Origin of the sequence: Streptococcus macedonicus ACA-DC 198 (genome assembly GCA_000283635.1) — a bacterium.
GTDB classification, from domain to species: Bacteria; Bacillota; Bacilli; order Lactobacillales; family Streptococcaceae; genus Streptococcus; species Streptococcus macedonicus.
Window position 1 is genome coordinate 253,484 of the sequence record HE613569.1, and the last position, 19,297, is coordinate 272,780.

The 19,297-nt window shown below is 35.5% G+C and carries 13 protein-coding genes and 1 pseudogene; 13 read left to right on the plus strand and 1 reads right to left on the minus strand.

Features of this window, described 5'->3' with window-relative positions:
• Positions 1 to 30: 30 nt before the first annotated feature.
• The 6 genes from rlmB (at position 31) to rpsI (ending at position 4,520) form a co-directional block, all read left to right on the plus strand.
• Positions 31 to 780 (plus strand): 23S rRNA (guanosine(2251)-2'-O)-methyltransferase RlmB, encoded by a 750-nt coding sequence (rlmB, locus tag SMA_RS01440; protein WP_014293892.1) that lies wholly within the window; start codon positions 31 to 33, stop codon positions 778 to 780.
• 49 nt (positions 781 to 829) lie between these two features.
• Positions 830 to 1,342: an NYN domain-containing protein gene (locus SMA_RS01445; RefSeq protein WP_014293893.1), complete on the plus strand. Its 513-nt coding sequence runs from the start codon at positions 830 to 832 to the stop codon at positions 1,340 to 1,342.
• A 167-nt stretch (positions 1,343 to 1,509) separates the two neighbouring features.
• Positions 1,510 to 2,370, plus strand: coding sequence for a DegV family protein (locus SMA_RS01450; protein WP_014293894.1), 861 nt, complete (start codon positions 1,510 to 1,512; stop codon positions 2,368 to 2,370).
• A gap of 130 nt (positions 2,371 to 2,500) precedes the next feature.
• The gene (locus SMA_RS01455) at positions 2,501 to 3,457 is read left to right on the plus strand and encodes a ketopantoate reductase family protein (protein WP_014293895.1); all 957 of its coding nucleotides are present in this window, start codon (positions 2,501 to 2,503) and stop codon (positions 3,455 to 3,457) included.
• A gap of 201 nt (positions 3,458 to 3,658) precedes the next feature.
• The gene (rplM, locus tag SMA_RS01460) at positions 3,659 to 4,105 is read left to right on the plus strand and encodes a 50S ribosomal protein L13 (protein WP_003063191.1); all 447 of its coding nucleotides are present in this window, start codon (positions 3,659 to 3,661) and stop codon (positions 4,103 to 4,105) included.
• Positions 4,106 to 4,127: 22 nt separating this feature from the next.
• Positions 4,128 to 4,520 (plus strand): 30S ribosomal protein S9, encoded by a 393-nt coding sequence (gene rpsI / locus SMA_RS01465; RefSeq protein ID WP_014293896.1) that lies wholly within the window; start codon positions 4,128 to 4,130, stop codon positions 4,518 to 4,520.
• A gap of 109 nt (positions 4,521 to 4,629) precedes the next feature.
• Here rpsI and SMA_RS01470 read toward each other — a convergent pair.
• Positions 4,630 to 4,914, minus strand: a pseudogene (locus SMA_RS01470) (tyrosine-type recombinase/integrase); the annotation flags it as partial.
• Positions 4,915 to 5,298: 384 nt separating this feature from the next.
• Between SMA_RS01470 and SMA_RS01475 the strand changes: the two are divergent.
• The 7 genes from SMA_RS01475 to SMA_RS01510 all read left to right on the plus strand — a co-directional run bounded on the left by SMA_RS01475 (position 5,299) and on the right by SMA_RS01510 (position 19,279).
• Entirely contained in the window at positions 5,299 to 5,994 is a 696-nt protein-coding gene (locus SMA_RS01475) for a DNA methyltransferase family protein (RefSeq protein ID WP_014293898.1), read from the plus strand.
• Between the two features lie 3 nt (positions 5,995 to 5,997).
• Positions 5,998 to 10,392: an Eco57I restriction-modification methylase domain-containing protein gene (locus SMA_RS01480; protein WP_014293899.1), complete on the plus strand. Its 4,395-nt coding sequence runs from the start codon at positions 5,998 to 6,000 to the stop codon at positions 10,390 to 10,392.
• 162 nt (positions 10,393 to 10,554) lie between these two features.
• Positions 10,555 to 14,313: a YobI family P-loop NTPase gene (locus SMA_RS01485; RefSeq protein ID WP_014293900.1), complete on the plus strand. Its 3,759-nt coding sequence runs from the start codon at positions 10,555 to 10,557 to the stop codon at positions 14,311 to 14,313.
• Between the two features lie 15 nt (positions 14,314 to 14,328).
• Complete coding sequence (locus SMA_RS01490; RefSeq protein ID WP_014293901.1) at positions 14,329 to 15,780, plus strand: ATP-binding protein; 1,452 nt, start codon at positions 14,329 to 14,331, stop codon at positions 15,778 to 15,780.
• A gap of 191 nt (positions 15,781 to 15,971) precedes the next feature.
• Positions 15,972 to 16,835 (plus strand): hypothetical protein, encoded by an 864-nt coding sequence (locus tag SMA_RS01495; protein WP_014293902.1) that lies wholly within the window; start codon positions 15,972 to 15,974, stop codon positions 16,833 to 16,835.
• Positions 16,836 to 16,994: 159 nt separating this feature from the next.
• A protein-coding gene (locus tag SMA_RS10750) for an IS3 family transposase (protein ID WP_145971683.1) occupies positions 16,995 to 18,139 on the plus strand; the annotation gives its coding sequence in 2 pieces (ribosomal slippage) (positions 16,995 to 17,256 and positions 17,256 to 18,139; 1,146 coding nt in all).
• Positions 18,140 to 18,832: 693 nt separating this feature from the next.
• Positions 18,833 to 19,279: a CopY/TcrY family copper transport repressor gene (locus tag SMA_RS01510; protein WP_039670415.1), complete on the plus strand. Its 447-nt coding sequence runs from the start codon at positions 18,833 to 18,835 to the stop codon at positions 19,277 to 19,279.
• Positions 19,280 to 19,297: the final 18 nt, after the last annotated feature.

A 19,297-nucleotide genomic window follows, 5' to 3' on the forward strand; every position in this document is an offset into this window, starting at 1 on the left:
GAGAGCTGGTTTTCGTGATATAATAATACTATGGAAAACAGAGAATTTAATGAAACTAATGACATTGTTTACGGTGTTCATGCCGTAACGGAAAGTTTGACGGCTAATACAGGAAATAAACTTTACATTCAAGACGATTTACGCGGAAAAAATGTTGATAAGATAAAAAATTTAGCAGCAGAGAAAAAAGTATCCATCTCTTGGACGCCTAAAAAAACACTTAGCGATATGACAAATGGTGCTGTTCACCAAGGATTTGTTTTGCGTGTTTCAGAATTCGCCTATGCAGAATTGGATGCAATTTTGGATAAAGCTGCGCAGGAAGAAAACCCGCTCATTCTTATCTTGGACGGACTCAATGACCCGCATAATTTTGGATCAATCTTGCGAACAGCTGATGCAACAAATGTGACAGGTGTTATCATTCCAAAACACCGTGCGGTTGGTGTTACGCCAGTTGTTGCCAAGACATCAACAGGGGCCGTTGAGCATGTGCCGATTGCACGTGTGACAAATCTCAGCCAAACCCTTGATAAATTAAAAGAACAGGGTTTCTGGGTATTTGGGACAGACATGAATGGAACCCCATCTCACAAATGGAATACTTCAGGTAAATTAGCATTAATCATCGGAAACGAAGGAAAAGGCATTTCACAAAACATCAAAAAACAAGTTGATGAAATGATTACCATTCCGATGAACGGTCATGTGCAAAGCTTAAATGCCAGCGTCGCTGCGGCAGTATTGATGTACGAAGTCTTCCGCCATAAAATCGACTAAAACCTTGTAAAGCCGAAAAAGCTAGCCATCTATGAAAGGACTAGAATAATTGAAGAAAAAAATCCTCTTAGTTGATGGTTATAATATGATTGCCTTTTGGCAGGAAACACGTCAACTGTTTAAGAAAAATCAACTAGACGAAGCCAGAAATATCTTGCTACGTAAGTTAAATAACTACGCTCATTTTGAAAATCTTGACATTATCTGTGTTTTTGATGCGCAATATGTTCCTGGAGTTCGTCAACGCTATGACCAATATAAAATTCAAGTCATCTTTACAGAAGAAGACGAGACTGCAGATTCTTACATTGAACGTACCGCTGCTGAATTAAACACAACCCTTAATCTTGTTGAAGTTGCGACCAGTGATTTGAATGAGCAGTGGACAGTTTTCTCGCAGGGAGCTTTACGCGTCTCGGCCCGTGAACTCGAACAACGTGTTAATACAGTCAAATCAGATTTGGATAAAATGTCTCAACATATTGATTTAACAACACCCAAATTACGCCCTTGGAACGACGGACAATTGGATAAATTAAAACAATTGCTAGACGATATGTAGTTTAAGTTTAATCATAATTGGACTTTTTAAAAGAAGCTCGCGCAATGTGAGCTTTTTTGGTATAATAATTTAAAATAATTTGATTATCAAAGTATCATTTTGAAAATGAAAACTGATTTGACGGTAAAATATCAGAAAAATCAGTGTTTGATAGTAAAGGAAGAATTATGACTTTTAAATTAATAACAGATTCAACAGCTGATTTGGATGAAAAATGGGCAAACGCTCACGATGTTGAAATTTTAGGATTAACCATTCAGCTAGATGGAAAAACATACGAAACTGTCGGCGAAAACCGTTTAACAAGCGAAACATTACTTGACAGCATGAAAAATGGTAGCAAACCAACCACTAGTCAAGTTAATGTTGGACAATTTGAAGAAAGTTTCCGACGTCATGTTCGAAATGGGGAAAAGGTGCTTTATTTGGCATTTTCATCTGTTCTTTCAGGAACGTATCAAAGTTCGATAATTGCTCGTGATATTGTCTTAGAAGAATTCCCGCAAGCTACTATTGAGATAGTCGATACTTTAGCTGCTGCTGGGGGAGAAGGCTACTTGTCTATTTTAGCAGCTCAAGCGCGTGATGAAGGAAAATCTCTTGAAGAGACAAAAGCAATGATTATTGATGTTTTGCCACGTCTAAGAACTTATTTCTTGGTTGATGACCTTTATCATCTTGTACGTGGTGGGCGTTTATCAAAAACATCAGCTATTGTAGGAAGTTTAGCAAATATTAAACCACTTCTGTGGATTGAGCCATCTGGAAAGTTAGTTCCATTAGCCAAAGTTCGTGGACGCAAAAAAGCCTTGAAAGAAGTCGTTGCCCAAGCAACGCAATCACTAGCGCATGACACTGCCGTTGTTGCCTATGCCAATGACATTGAAGGTGCTGAAACACTCAAAAAATCATTACTAGAACATGAAGATATTAACCATGTCCTCATCATGCCACTAGGACCAGTCATTTCTGCTCATGTAGGACCAGGAACATTAGCCGTCTTTTCAATCGGAAAAGAAGCAAGATAATAGAGAAAGGTTAGAATAGTAAGTTCTAGCCTTTTTATTTATAGCTAGCCATAAGAAAATTCTATACCTGATTTCCTCCATATTCGACTGATGAAGTGATATAATTTTTAAAATCAAAGGAGGAAAAGACATGGCTTTGACTTATGCTGTACTTGGAAGTGGTGCAATGGGACTACGTTTTGGGCTGCTATTAAAAGAACACCTCGGTGTTCAAGTGGATTTTATTGATACGTGGGAAGAGCAAATCGATACGATTAGAAAACAAGGTGGTGTTTATCAATCACGTGATGGTAAAAATCGTCATCTGATTCCAATTAGCATTCAGACACCAGAAGTATACCAAGGAAAACCAGATGTTTTTATCATTTTTGATAAACAAATGCATTTGTCACAGTTGCTCGAACGAAGTAAGCATTTCTTCCATGAAAATCAATATGTTTTCACAGGAATGAACGGCATGGGACATATCGAGAAAATTAATCGCTATTTTGCGCCTGAAAAAGTTTTAGCAGGAACTTGTCTGATTGGAACGGTCTTGAAAGACGCAGGAAATGTTGATTTTATTGGAAAAGCAGGTGTTGGTTCTATTAATATTGCCGCTCAATCAGGGACGATCGATGATGTTCAAAAGCAGATAATAACTGAATTTGAAGCTTCAAACCTCAATCCAAATCTGACTGATAATTTTTTAGGAACACTTTACACAAAAGTTGTGTTCAATTCTGTCATCAATACCATCTGCACCCTTTTTGAAATTCGTATGGGACAATTCATTGATTACGACGGTGCCGAAAAACTAGGATGTCAATTAATTGATGAAGCTTATAACGTTGCCGAATTAGCGGGCATTACTCCTCTGAATAGTCGTGATGAAGAATGGGAGACCATTCGGTATATCAGCGCGGAAACAAGCCCTCTGCATTATCCGTCAATGTACCAAGATATGAGCAAAGGACGTCAGACAGAAGTTGATTATATCAATGGTTATATCTATGATTTAGGTAGGACTTATGATTACCAGGCCAAAACGCATGACTTTTTACGCCACTTAGTTCACTTAGCAGAAAATACCCGTAAATTCCGCTAAGCGTTTTCTATGAAAAAAAGAAAAAATCGCTAAAAAACTTAGAAAAGATGGTAGGTAAGTGTTGACTTGGTACCACTTTTTTTGGTATTATAGTAAACGGTATTGTTTACCCCATTTGTAAGGCCCCGGAACCTTTCAAATAACTCGTGGACCGGAACATCCACACTTTGTAAACAAAAACGAATTCGTATAGGAGAACTCATGAACAAAACAACATTCATGGCTAAACCAGGCCAAGTTGAACGTAAATGGTACGTTGTTGACGCGACAGATGTACCTCTTGGACGTCTTTCTGCAGTAGTTGCTAGCGTACTTCGCGGAAAAAACAAACCAACATTTACACCACACACTGATACAGGTGATTTCGTTATCGTTATCAATGCTGAAAAAGTTAAATTAACTGGTAAAAAAGCAACTGATAAAATCTACTACACTCACTCAATGTATCCAGGTGGTTTGAAACAAATTTCAGCTGGTGAACTTCGTTCTAAAAATGCTGTTCGCTTGATTGAAAAATCAGTTAAAGGCATGCTTCCACACAACACTCTTGGACGTGCACAAGGCATGAAATTGAAAGTCTTCGTAGGTAGCGAGCATACACATGCTGCACAACAACCAGAAGTACTTGATATCAAAGGACTTATCTAAGAGAGAAAGGAGCATCTATTAAATGGCACAAGCACAATACACAGGTACTGGTCGTCGTAAAAACGCTGTTGCACGCGTACGTTTAGTTCCAGGTACTGGTAAAATTACAGTTAACAAAAAAGATGTAGAAGAATACATCCCACATGCTGACCTTCGTCTTGTTATTAACCAACCATTTGCAGTTACATCAACTGAAGGTTCATACGACGTTTTCGTTAACGTTGTAGGGGGTGGTTATGCAGGTCAATCAGGAGCTATCCGTCACGGTATCGCTCGCGCATTGCTTCAAGTAGACCCAGACTTCCGTGATTCATTGAAACGCGCTGGTCTTCTTACACGTGATTCACGTATGGTTGAACGTAAAAAACCAGGTCTTAAGAAAGCTCGTAAAGCTTCACAATTCTCAAAACGTTAAGAAATGCCTACAATACAGCATTTACAACACTTCATGGTTCACACCATGGGGTGTTTTTTTGACGTTTTTTAACAAAATTCACACCACTTTTCACACCAAATTCACATCATTACTTTTTAAGATTACGATAGGCAATCTCTCCAACAGCCATTGGAATAACATTCGAAGCATTGACATAAGTCTTTGTTGTAATCGTGTCACTATGGGTTAGAGCTTCAGAAATAGCTTCAATAGACGTTCCAGCCTGTTTAGCAAGTGTAGCTCCTATATGCCTTAGTTTATGTGGTGTGGCGTGTGTAAAATATGGGTGACGATTTTTAAATGTTCTCATCTTATTGTTAAGATAATCTGCATGCAGAGGTTTATTTATGTTTCCTTTGGTATCTATATATGTAATCTTGTTTGTCGCAAGAGAGGTTTAGTAAAAAACTAGTGGTACTGAGTATTTTGACAGATTTTTATAGAACTAGATCAGATGGTATTTAGATTTATGAAGGATTGTGAGACTTTGGGTGAATGTCAAAAAGAAGTTTAGTAAATACAAAATAAGTAAACAGAACCGCAGTAAATTATCTGCGGTTTTCTTGTATTCTGATTATCTGTCAGTATCAGACACCATGTATTGTAAATGAAATTTAAGTTCTGTTCATGTTTTGCCTTTTTTTGAGAGCTAACTTACATTATTTCAGGGAACTTCAAACACTCTCAGAAATAGTTAAAGTTAGGCATAGAAAATGGTATAATAGGTGGAGATATAAACGTTTTCAAGGAGTAGGTTTTGGAAGAGAGCTTAATTAAATCAAAACAACGTGTTCAAAAACATGGAGAAGTCTTTACACCTGCTTGGATGGTTCGGAAAATGCTGGATACTCCTGGAGTGAAAGAAGCTTGTGAAAGTGTATATAAGACCTTTTTAGAGCCATCTGCAGGCGATGGAAATTTTTTGCAAGCAATTTTAGAGAGAAAGCTAGAGGCTGTGGTCAGACAGTATGACAAACGAAATTGGAAAACAAAGTCTTTATTCGCTCTCTCGTCCATCTATGGCATAGAGTTTTTAGAAGATAATTTGGAAGTGGCACGTTCACGGATGTTTCTTTGTTATTTAGACTGGTACGAGCAAGCTTTTGGAACTAGACTAAATAGCAAAAATGATATCTATCAATCAGCACACTATCTTATTCATAAAAATATTGTGAGAGGAAATACCTTGACTCAGCAGCATCCAGTTACAGGGGAGCCTATTAGGTTCAATGAGTGGCAACTGGTCAAAGGTCATCCAAGTTTGGTAAGAAAAATTCCTTTTGCACTTTCAGAACTTTTGGGTAATGAAGTAGAAGACGATCGGACAGTCGTGGAAGGGCAACTGAGTTTTTTTGATATAGATGATGAATTTATTATTGAGAATGAATCTGTTAAAAAAGCAGATACGATAAAAGAGATAACTATTCAAAAAGTGTATTTACTAGGAGATTAGGCTATGATTTCAAATTTTGAATTTTTGGCAATTGATATAGATACAGCCGAGCTTTTTAGAACCATAAATATGGCTGAAGAAAATTATACACATGGGGACTATGAAGGCACGCTGACTAAGGTGAGAAAAGTTGCTGAGAATACAGCGAGGTTGGTTGCCGATAGAGAATATTTAGATATTAGTGAGCGCGCCACCCTTAATGACGTACTAAGAGAGATAAGAGACTTTATTCCTAATAAAACAATCGTCGATCACTTTTATGATATCAAGGGAAAGGGGAATAATTCTGCGCATGTCCTTAATCCAGAAGATGCGACAAAAGAAAATGCCTTAAAATCACTAAAACAAGTCTTTGACATACTCGCTTGGGTCATGCTGACCTATATTGAACCGGATATTAAAGCCAGTGCAATCGGTCAGTTTTTAGAACCGAGAGCACAAGAAATGTACACTACGGCTGAGCGGAAGTTTATCTATATTCAAACAGTTAACAATGAAAGTGGACTATTTAATGCCTTCGAAGGAACTCAAAAAATTGGTGAGGGTAGCGTTTCTTCGGATGATATTGAGACAGATTGGTCGCCAAATAGTGACTTTTTACGTACTGTTGCCCCAAAACGTATTAATCAATACATGAAAACATCTGGTCTGCCTTACACGCTTGGTTGGGTAGAGCTTGCTTACAAAAAGGCGACCAAGTCCTGGTTCCATGATTATGATGTGCATAATATCTTGAAGCGTTCAGGGATTAAACAGGCTGAACAACTGGAAGGAACAGAGTGGTTCAAGACGGATTTAGAGACAGCTAAGGCTGCTATTAAAGCTGTTAAAGAAGGTAGAAATTATCTAAATATTACTGCCAAAGAATCATTTATTGAAGAACCAGTTATCACCCTTCGTCCAGAACAAGAGACAGCGGTCGAGCAGACGCAAAAAGTCTTTAAGAAAAAAGACCGAATGCTCTGGAATGCTAAAATGCGTTTTGGTAAAACCTTGACGTCCTTGCAATTGGTCAAGAATGAAGCCTTTCAAAGAGTGCTCATCATGACTCATCGTCCTGTTGTGGCGGATTCTTGGTTTGATGATTTCAAGAAAATGAAGATGAGCGCCGATGGGTATGATTATGGCTCAGTCAATCAAGGAGAAACGCTTGAAAACCTGAAGCGAGGAGAAAAACCTTTTGTGTATTTTGCTTCAATCCAATTGCTTCGGTACAATGGCGGACAAACCAATCTGAAAGATTTTGCAGATGTGAATTGGGATTTGATTATCATTGATGAGGCGCACGAGGGAACGCAAACCGAGCTCAGTGATACCGTTATGAAAGAATTGGTCAGAGAGCATACAAAGATACTTGAACTATCTGGGACACCTTTCAATCTTTTGGATCAATTTGACGAGGAGCAAGTCTATACTTGGGACTATGTCATGGAACAACAGGCTAAGAAGAAGTGGGAATTAGAACGACCAAGTGAGCCAAATCCTTATGAAACTTTGCCAAAAGTATCGATGTTCACTTTTGAAATGAAGCATAAGGAACGTTTTTCTGATGAGAGTAAATCGTTCAACTTTAGGGAATTTTTCCGTGTGGCTGAGGATGGTCAACTTGTTTATAAGAAAGAGGTTCGCCAATTCTTAGATAATATCACACATCCAGATAGTCGTACGAACTACCCTTTTTCAACGAAGTCTTATCGTGAAGAGTTGCGTCATACGCTTTGGCTTATGCCAGGTGTTAAGGAAGCTAATGCTTTTGAGGACTTGCTTAAAGAACACCCTATTTTCGGGAAAGAATATAAAATTGTTAATGTTGTTCGAGGAGCAAGTAGCGATGATGGAATTGCTAATGATGCGGACATAGAGAAAGTTCGTTCTGCTATTGGTAAAGACCCTTCGCAGACAAAAACTATTACCCTGACGGTTCGTAAACTAACTACAGGTGTAAATATCCCAGAGTGGACAGCAGTCCTGTTTTTGTCAAATACCAATAGTGCCATGAACTACCTACAAGCTGCCTTTCGTGCTCAGACGCCTTTTTCTCATGAGAAATTGGGAATGAAGACAAATTGTTATGTCTTTGATTTTGCTCCTGATAGAGCCTTGACTGTCATGGCGGAGAGTGCTCAGATTAACTCAGGTGTAGGGAAGAAAAATACGCAAGCGCAAAAGCAAGCTATGGCTCGTCTGTTAAACTTTATGCCAATTTTAGGGGCTTCTGAGCATGGGATGAAGACTTATGATGTCGATAGAATGTTGACACAGCTCAAGAAAGTTTATGCTGAAAAGGCAGTGCGGTCAGGTTTCGAAGATGACAGTCTATATAATGACAATCTTTTAACTTTAACCGCTGATGATGCAAGCATGTTTACCAAACTAAATGCTATCGTTGGTAAGACACAGAGTCAAAAAACACCTAAAAAAGTCATTATTAATGATAATGGTCTAACGGATGAAGAACATGAGCAGGCTGAGCGAGCCAAGAAGAAACCAAAAGCCAAACGGACACCAGAAGAGCTAGAAGCCATCGAAAAGCAAAACGAAGCTAAGAAACAACGTAAGAATATGATTTCTATTTTGCGTGGGGTATCTATCCGTATTCCTATGATGATTTATGGCATGGCGGTTGACTTATCAAAAGATATCACTATTCAAGAATTTATCCAGCAGGTGGATGATGAATCGTGGAAAGAGTTCATGCCAAAAGGTTTCACTAAGGGAATGTTTAGTGAGATTACCAAGTATTATGATGCAGAAGTCTTTATTGAGGCTGGAAGAATTATTCGCCAGCGAGCAAAATCTTTTGATAGTTTGGACTTTATTGAACGGGCAGAAAACATCGCTGAGTTGTTTAGCACCTTTAAAAATCCTGACAAAGAAACTGTGCTGACACCGTGGCGTGTAGTCAATCTTCAAGTGATAAAATCAGTAGGTGGCTTGAATTTCTATGATGATAATTTTGAGTCGGTAACAGATGGAGCGACTTCAAACCTACACTGGGTAGAAAATGAGGTCACATCATCCATCTATCAAAAAGAAACAAAGATCTTAGATATTAACTCGAAGACTGGTCTTTATCCTCTTCACAGTGCTATTAGCCTGTATTATCAAAGAGTGGCGGAAAATGATGACAATCATTTTGAAGCTGACCAGATCTATCAAGAGATTTTAGCAAATAATATCTATGCTATTGCGAAAACACCAATGGCAAAAACCATCACCGAACGCACATTGACCGGTTATCGGAATTACAAAACCAATGTAACCTATATTGAAAACCTAACGGATACCCTAAAAACAGACCTAGACAAAGGGAAAACTCAAGTGGAGGAGGCATTTAGAAACGTGAAATTTGATGTAGTAATTGGAAATCCTCCGTATCAAAATGAAGGAGTTGGAGAGGTAGCCCGTGACGAGCCAATCTATCATAAATTTATGGATTTAGCTTATGAAGTCGCAGATAAGGCAGTTCTGATTACACCAGCTCGTTTTCTCTTTAATGCTGGTCAGACTCCAAAGGTATGGAATCAGAAAATGTTAGAAGACGAACATCTTAAAGTGGTTTACTTCGCTCAAAAATCAGAAGAAGTCTTTCCAAATACAGATATCAAGGGTGGGGTAGCCGTCACTTATCGGGATGTTAATCAAAACTTTGGTGCTATTGAGACCTTCACACCGATTGAATGGCTAAATGACTTGTTGCATTTAGTACGCAATAAAGTTAAGAAATCGTTTAATGAATATCTTTATGGTAAGAGTAGTTATAAATTTAGCAGTAGTCTTTACAATCGTTATCCAGAATTGAAGGGAAGAGTTTCTTTAGCAGAAGAAAAATCGATTGGATCAAATATTTTCGAGAAACTACCAGAGATATTCTCGGATAAAAAACAATCAGATAATCAAATTGGGATATACGGACGTATCAATAATGAGCGTGTTACAAATTGGCTTGATAGCGATTTAATTGAAGAACATCCTAATCTGAATAAATACAAAGTGTTTTTACCTGCTTCCAACGGAAGTGGGGCGATAGGCGAAGTTCTATCGACCCCACTCGTGGGTACCCCACTCGTGGGTACCCCACTCGTGGGTACCCCACTCGTGGGTCATACACAAACCTTTATTTCTTTTGGTGCATTTGATACTGAAGTGGAAGCTGAAAACTGTTTGAAGTACATCAAAACAGATATAGCTCGTGCGATGCTAGGAACACTCAAGGTAACTCAACACAATCAATCGAAAGAGGTTTGGAGCAATGTTCCTTGGTTTGATTTTAATGATTATTCTCAAATAGATTGGTCGAAGTCGGTTGAAGAGATTGAAAGACAGCTTTATGATTATTTTAATGTTCCAGACAATATTATTGCTGAACTGAAAGCGAATGTTAGAAGAATGGACTAGAAATAGAGGAAACGTCGAATTCGGACATTGATTGGTCACAATCAATCGCTGAGTTAGACGGGTAACTCTATCGAAAATAAGGACTTTCAGATGATGAAATTGCCTTTATTGAAAGTAAAGTGAAGGAGATGGAGTAAGGAAAATTTGAAAACGGAGGTGAAGATGACAGAATTTAAATTTAATAAGTTAACACCATTAAACGATGTTGATATCGATGCGTCGCATGAAGCAGCGATGAATTATGCACTAGAAGATAAAGGTATTAAAAATGTAGCGATATCTGGAAATTATGGCTCAGGTAAAAGTAGTTTTATAGAAACTTATAAAAGTAAAAATGGAAATTTCAAACCATTACATATTTCATTGGCACACTTTTCCTCTCTGAATCACCTTGAAAATGGGAGCAATGCTCAATTGGAAATAGTCCAAGGGCGGATTGAAAATAGCGATTCGCTGGAGCAAATTAATATCATTGAGGGGAAAATAATTAATCAATTGTTACATCAGATTGATGCAAAGTATATCCCAATGACTATTTTTAAGTCAAAAAAGAATCCCGTATCATTTGAAGTTATTAAATTTTCTTCCGTATTATTACTATTTTTATTACCTATTTTATTTCTATGGAATTATACGCATTTAGCCATCTTAGTTAGAGAAGGCTTCCCAAATTTTCCTCACATTGGAAGTATCATTCGTTTGCTTGCTTACCTAATTTTAACGTGCAATATGATTTATTCAGTATATAAATTATCTGAATTACAGTTAAAAAGACGTTTAATCAAAAATCTTTCATTTCGTGGTGCGAATATATCTGGAGATGTTGAAGTATTTCAAAGTGAAGAAGACTCCTATTTTGATAAATATTTAGATGATGTTTTATATCTCTTTGATAACTGTCAGAGTGATATTGTCATCTTTGAAGATATTGATCGATTTGAAACAAACCTAATCTTTGAGAAACTAAGAGAAATAAATACGCTTGTTAATAATAAGAGAAAAGATGGGAAGAAACTTTTATTCATCTATCTTATCAAAGATGATATGTTTATTTCGCGAGATAGAACTAAATTTTTTGATTTCATCATTCCAATTATTCCAGTAATTACCTCATCTAATTCAGGTGAAAAGCTAGGAGAAATACTAACAAATTTAGGTGAAGTACACAGTGTTAGTAAAACATTGTTAAAACAAGTGGCGATTTACATTGATGATATGAGACTGGTGTATAATATTTGTAATGAGTTTGTTTTATATAAGAATAACTTATTTAGTCAGAAAGAAAATGATAATAATAAGCTGAATCTTTCATCAGATAAAATTTTTGCAATCATTGTTTATAAAAATATTTTTCCTAAAGATTTTTCATTACTCCAGAAAGACTCAGGATTTGTTCATCAACTTTTTAGTAAGATTAATGATTTGAGACAGGGGAATCTAGATAAAAAATCAACAGAAATTGAGAAAATAGAAGAAAAGATAATTTCTTCTGAACAAGAATTTTCTAGAAATAAACTTGAACTTTATTCAACGTATCTGAAGGTTCCTGAGGGAAGGGTAGCTATTCGAGTAAATGGTAAAACCGAGAGTCAATTTCCTAATAGGTTAGATTTTATACGTGAAATTCTATCGGAAGATGCGAAAATTACTTCCATCGTACCAGATTATTATAACCGAGAGGATAGCAGAGAAGAAACTATTAATAGTATTTTTGCTTTGGATGATATTAGTTTTCAGGAACGGATGAGTGCTATAGAAAATAGAGACCATCTTAAAGAGTTGAATTCTAAATTAGAAAAATTACGCGAAGAGTATGAAAGTGTTAAATCAGAAAAGTTGTCTGTTCTCATTAATCGTAATTTCTTCGAGACTATAATGGAAGAGTATCCTTACTTGAAGACAGAGAAAAACTCTCTAATCATGTATTTATTGAGAAATGGCTATATAGATGAGAGTTTTCCAGACTATATTACTTATTTTTATCCTAATAGTTTGAAGAAGCAAGATAAGGAATTTTTAAATGCAGTTCAAGGTGAGATCAAACTTGACTGGGATTATTCTTTGATAGAAGTTTCAGAAGTCAATGAAAGACTTGATGACTCCGATTTTACGAGAATTTATGCCTTAAACTTTGATTTGTTTGAATATCTTTTACAGAAAAAAGATATGACAAGATTGAAAAGTTATTTATCGGAGTCTAATGTAAAATTTGTTAACAAGTTTTTACAACAAAACTCACGACCTCTTGCAGCAAAAATTTCTGTTCTTTTATACTTAATTGATTTAAATCAGGGAACCTTAAAGTTACTTTTGACTTCTGATGGTATCCTTGAAAAGGAAAAACTGCAGACGATTATTTTATTGTTGTCATTTATTGATTTTTCTGAAGTCAGCTGGCAAGAAGATCTACAAGAGGTAATGTATTCTTTTGTAAATAGTAACTGGTCAGCTATCCAAGAAACCGTTGATAATTTTAACGAGCTCATCAATAATACTCAGATTCAAGATAATTTGAAGTTTATGGAAGTTAAAATTAAAAATTTTAGTTTTGAAGATAGCCATAAAGTGATGAGTGATTTTGTTTATGAAAATAATTTATATGATATTAACGTTCAAAATATCCTAAGTTTGCTCTACTATATGGATGGTGATGTATCAGCTGAATCAGTTAAAAATAAACCGTTTTCGATACTTGAGCAATTTGACAATCTTAATAATTATATTGGTAAGAATTTAGAAACTTATATGTCACAAATATTACCTTTCTTGAATGAAGTCATTCGTGATGAGTTACAAGTGGTTTATAGGATTGTAAATAACACAGCAGTAGCCGAAAACCTCAGAGTTGAATATTTAAAGAAAGTACACGACCACTCTCTTGAAATATCAGAATTAGCAACAATGCCTATTTTAGATGCTGCTATTGAGTTTAATAAGGTAGGATATAACACAGAAAATATTCTAAATTACTTTTGTGAGTATGATACATGGAACGAAAGATTGATTGAATTTGTGAATAATGGTGAGCATTTAGAATTTTCCCAGTTAGTGTTCAAGGAATTTTCAGACAATTTGCAAGAAGAATTTTTTGAAGAAACCGTTAAATGTAACCAATTAGCTAATGATAAATATAAAGAGATTCTTTCAAAATTGGGATGGTGTTTTACAGAATTTAAGAAGGATGATATTCCTGATGATAAAGTAGCTATTTTAATTGATGAGAAAATTATCTCAGAAGTTTTTTCTCTAAACACATTGGATTTTATAAGAGAAAATTACTCAAATCATGTTATTTCATATCTCAAAAAATATTTAGAGGGTTATCTGGCAGAAAAGACAGGCAATTTTGTGGTTTACCATGAACATGAAATGTTAAGTCTTCTTGAACAAGGGCTAACTGATGAAGATAAATTTAAAATTATTGATAGATTTTCTAACAATATATCCCTATCTGACAAGAATTATTCTACAGCAGTTATTGACTATATCTTGCAAAATAAATTTGATGAATCTGATTTAGAATATATTCTGTATGGGTACACTTCTTTTGAATTCAGTACTAGAAAGTTAGTAGAAAAAATCTTTGCGGATTATTTCGATGACATTCTAGAGGAAGGATACTCAGTCAATAAGGAATTATTGCAATCAGTCATCGAAAATACTGATATAGATTTAAGTGAACGTCGATTAATATTGGCAAAATACCTTAATGAGTTTACATATGATGAAGTTTTGAGTTTATTTAGAGTTTTAGATCTTACCGAAATTATTTTGGCGTTAACTGATAGAAAGAATCCTAAGATTAAAAATACAAATTATAATAAATCAATCCTCCAGTATCTAAAAATAAATAAAAAAATTGCCTCCTACCAATTAGAAGGTGATGGATATAGAATATATAGCCGTAAAAAAATAAAGTAGAAGAGGAGTTACAAGTTGGAAAATAAGGAATATTTATCTAATGATTTATCCCTCTACCAATTCTCTCCAGAAAGCCAATATCTAGATAGAAAATCAGCACGCAAGAAGCCTCAGGAATTGCTTAAGCACTTGATTGCTTTTGCAAATGCGGACGGCGGTCAGTTGGTGGTTGGTATTGAAGATGAGAAGCAGGACAATATTATCACTGGTTTCAAGGATGGTAGATCTTATCCCATAGACGATTTCAAAAAGATTGACCGTGAGATGCGGGAGACTCCTCTGGATTTGTCCTTTGAGGAAATCCCTGTGGTTAATCATAAGGGGGAAGATGACCTGATTTTGGTTATCTCAGTTGAATTGTCATCTAACCGAGTGATTGCTGCGCCTAATGATGAGGTTTATCTGCGTCAGGGCGATGAATCGGTTAAATTAAGCTATGAGCAACGTACTCAGCTCAGCTATGATAAGGGACAACGTTTCTTTGAAGATGAAGTAGTACCTGATGCAACCCTGGAAGACATTGATGATAACTTAGTGCAAGATTTCAAAAATCGGTTTGATATTTCAGAACGTTCGACAGAGGAAATTCTTAAAGTACGGCGTTTTCTCGTGAATGGTAAACTGACCAAGGCAGCAATTCTACTTTTTGGTAAATGTCCGTCAGCGTTTTTCCCACAAGCTCGTGTTCGCTTTCAACGCTTTGATGGCACGGATATGGGGACAGGCAGTAGCTTTAATGTCATCAAAGAAGTGACTTTTGATGATGCTTTGCCAGTACTGATTATAAAAGTTCGAGATTTTATCCGTACTCAGTTGCGGGAATTTCAGTACTTAGACGGTAATGGTCAATTTCAAATATTGCCTGAATATCCTGAGTTTGCTTGGTTTGAAGGTGTTGTCAATGCAGTAACTCACCGTGATTACTCTGTCTATGGAGATCACATTCGTGTACTCATGTTCGATGATCGCTTAGAGATTCACAGCCCAGGGAAATTACCCAATATCGTCACCGTTGACAATATCAAGCATGAACGTTTTTCAAGAAATCCTCGGATTGCGAGAACCCTGACTGAATTTGGTTGGGTTCGTGAAATGAACGAGGGTGTTAAGCGTATCTATTCTGAAATGGAATCAGCTTTTCTTCATGAACCTAAATATTCTGAGCCAGGTAATAAGGTAGTTCTAATCCTTGAAAATAACATTGTTAGTCGACATCTACGAACACGAGACAGTTTGGAAAAACAGTTTTCTGATTTTGGAACTCTAAATGCAGATGAACAAGCTATCGTTCACTACATGTATAATTCTGGTGATAAAATGACAACGGCAAAAGCGATTGAAATTACTGGTAGAAGCCGTAAATTTATTGTAAAAACTATGAAAAACTTACAAGAATTGGGCATCCTTAATTGGTACGGCGCAAACAAAAATGATAGAAATCAGTACTATACTTTGGTTGACAGATAGTTTATCCTTTATGAAGTAGGATACAGTAGGATACAGTAGGATACAGTAGGATACAGTAGGATACAGTGTTGGATATCGATTAAAGTAATATGATAATTAAAGAATAAAAATATTCAATTTAAGTTTATATATGACAGAGTTTTAATTTTAAATAGTTTTTATTTGAATTTATATATGTGTAGGAATGTTTAATGGTCGTTGAAGGTTACTATTTTGTTGGTTGCAGTATAGGTCGTAGACTATTACATAGAATAGGTAAAGAGGAGTATGAACTTTTAAAGAAATTCAATCTTGATTTTAATAAATTTTCAAATGTTGTAGATTGTTATAAAAATTTTATAAAATCTAAGAATATGTTAGAAGAGTACATTAATAAAATTGAGACAGATATAGAAGAGATGGAAAAAATATATTCTGAGTTGAAGTTTTTAGTGTTAACAAATATCCTTTTAGGAAGACTATTTGTTGATAACTGTAAAGCATTTTCTACGCAATTAAAATTAGTAGAATTGAAAGAACTGATCAGAATATATGAGCAGTACGATGAGATTCGAATTCTGAAAATATTGCGTGATTTTGGACAACATTTTTCTATTCCAGTCGATAATTTAGTGCAACAAGTAGATCTCCTTAAAGAGAGGGCGACTGTTAAAATATATATTTCGAAATCTGAGCTTGAAAGAAATAAGGGTTCTAATAAACAAAATGACAAATTTATAAGTGAAATCTCAGAAAAAGAAATAGAACTTATTGAGTCTTTCAAAAAATGGTCATTTATCCTTGATAAGGTATTTTTGGATTTAAAAAGCATATACTACAATCAAATATCTTCTGAGATAAAGAGAATAGTTGGAAAGTATTTTAGTCCAGTTATATTGGGAAATAATATTTATCGACCGAATTACATATCAATAGAGTCTTTAGACCAATCAAATATTAGTTTACCGGATAATCCAGATAAAAGATTCAATACATATAGAAATATTGCATTTACTCGGTTTAGTAGGATAGCTATGGATGAATTATTTAGTTTAGAGTTTGATAATGTTCTGTGATAATTTATCCATATAATCAAAAGTATATAGAAACTATATCTTTGATAAAATTGAAAATGTGATATACTACTTCTTAATATAGTATGACCTGATATAATTAAGTTGTAACACCTGTGTATAGTTTGGTAAAATACATACATAATCCAAGGAGATGTTACAATGACAAACAATCGTTACGAGCCTGAGCTCAAACAAAAGGTTCTTCGCCTCTATCTGGAAGAGGGACGAACCAAGAAAAGCCTGACCGAAGAATATAATCTTGGACAAGGCACGCTGACATACTGGTTACAGCAATACCGCAAAGAATGTGATAACAGCCCAACAAAACGGGAAGAATCTGATTCATACGAAGTTGCAAAAAAGCTACGCAAAGAAATTGAAGAACTCAAAAAAGAAAATGATTTTTTAAAAAAAGCGGCAGCATTCTTTGCGAAGGAAATCGATTAGCTCAGTACCAGTTCATCCAGAAATATCAACAGACATTTGGGGTCAGATGGCTTCTTAGAAGAATGAACATCTGTCCAAATGCTTACTATAATTATCTTAAAAACAAAAAACATGCTTATCGTCAGGAAAAGGCAGAGATTCAACGTAAAATTGTTGAAATCTACCACCGAGAAAATGGAGTTCCTGGATACCGAATGATGAACGATTATCTTAAGGGTATCGGAAGCATTCGTTCAGATCTGACAATACATCATTTTATGAATGAATTGGGCTTACGTTCCATCACACGTCGAAAGAAACCAAACTATGTAAAAGGAACTGCCAATAAAATCTTTCCAAACCTTCTGAATAGGGAATTTGATGTAAAAGAACCCAATAAAATATGGTGTACTGATTTTACATATTTAACTCGTCCAGATGGAACAATGCGTTACAATTGCACGATTATAGACCTTTGCGGTCGTGAAGTGGTTGCATCATTAAACAGCAGTCATATCGATATTGAATTGGCAAAGGAAACCTTGAAAATCGCACTAGAACGTCGAAAACCAGCAAAAGGAATTATCCTGCATTCTGATCAAGGGCGTCAATTTACCGCAAAAGAATTCAATAAATTTTGTGATAAAAACTATGTCCAACAAAGTATGAGCAAAGCAGGCTGTCCATATGACAATGCCGTTATGGAAAGATTCTACAATACGCTCAAACACGAATTCTATTATCTCTACATGTTTGATTCAAATGACATTCTTGACCAAAAGCTCTATGAATTCGTTTATGGGAAATATAATCACGTAAGACCACATCGTGCAAACGGTGGACTTACACCTTATGCTGCACGATGTCGTGCAGCGTAAGAAATTTTATACACTAGTGTTACAAAAATGCTTGACTAGGTCAGTATGTGCTGGATGATTATTTATTCCTCAACTACATAAGCTCCGAAAACAGATTTTTAGTAATCTAATGGTAATCCATTGTTTGTAAGATTGGGTTATAATTGCTTATTTATAATGAAAATGGACTTTGAAAGCTTTATTCAATAGCCTTTTACAGATAGTTGACTTATATCACCCAAAACCAGGTCTTAAAAAAGCTCGTAAAGCTTCACAATTCTCAAAACGTTAATTCGTTGCTGGGAAGAACAATACAAACGAAAATACTTTGCAACTTGCAAGGTATTTTTTTGTATGAGAACTGGCTGTACACAATTAGGCTAGCTCTAACGACTTTAGTCGCATAGAGATATGCTATGCACAGTTGCCTCAAGAAAACAAGTAGAGCGATGTTTGATTGGATGGCAACCACTACATAATGGAAATATCTAGAAATGTCTATTATAACTAAATAAAAAAGTTTCAGGAAAATTCATACTTTTCAGAAAGTTAGCTATTAATATTTATCATTTATCAATGATAAAAACAGCATGTTTTAAGGGACTGACCCCAAAAAGTGAGAATTAAATAAAAAGACTTGCCATAATTCGTTTACAATGATAAACTTATTTTAAACATATTCGTTTACATATGTAGACAACTAGGGGGAGGAGGCTGAGCACAATAGAATTTAATACTTATATCACAGATGCAGAATGGGAAGTCATGAGTGTAGTTTGGGCAAATGATCGAGTAACTAGTAAAAAAGTCATTTCCGTATTGCAAGAAAAAATGGACTGGACACAATCCACTATCAAAACGATCTTAGGTCGATTAGTTGGAAAAGGCGTACTAAATACAGAGCAAGAAGGTAGAAAGTTTATTTACACTGCCAATATTGTAGAGAAAGAAGCCGTAAGGGATTATGCAGAAGATATTTTTAACCGTATTTGCAAAAAGAAAGTCGGAAATGTAATAGGAAGCATCATTGAAGATCATGTCTTAAGCTTCGATGATATAGATCGACTAGAGAAAATATTAGAGATAAAAAAATCTTTCGCAGTAGAAGAAGTGGATTGTCAGTGTACAGAAGGGCAATGCGATTGCCATGAAGGCTGTTAAAGAACTTAGAAGACGCGG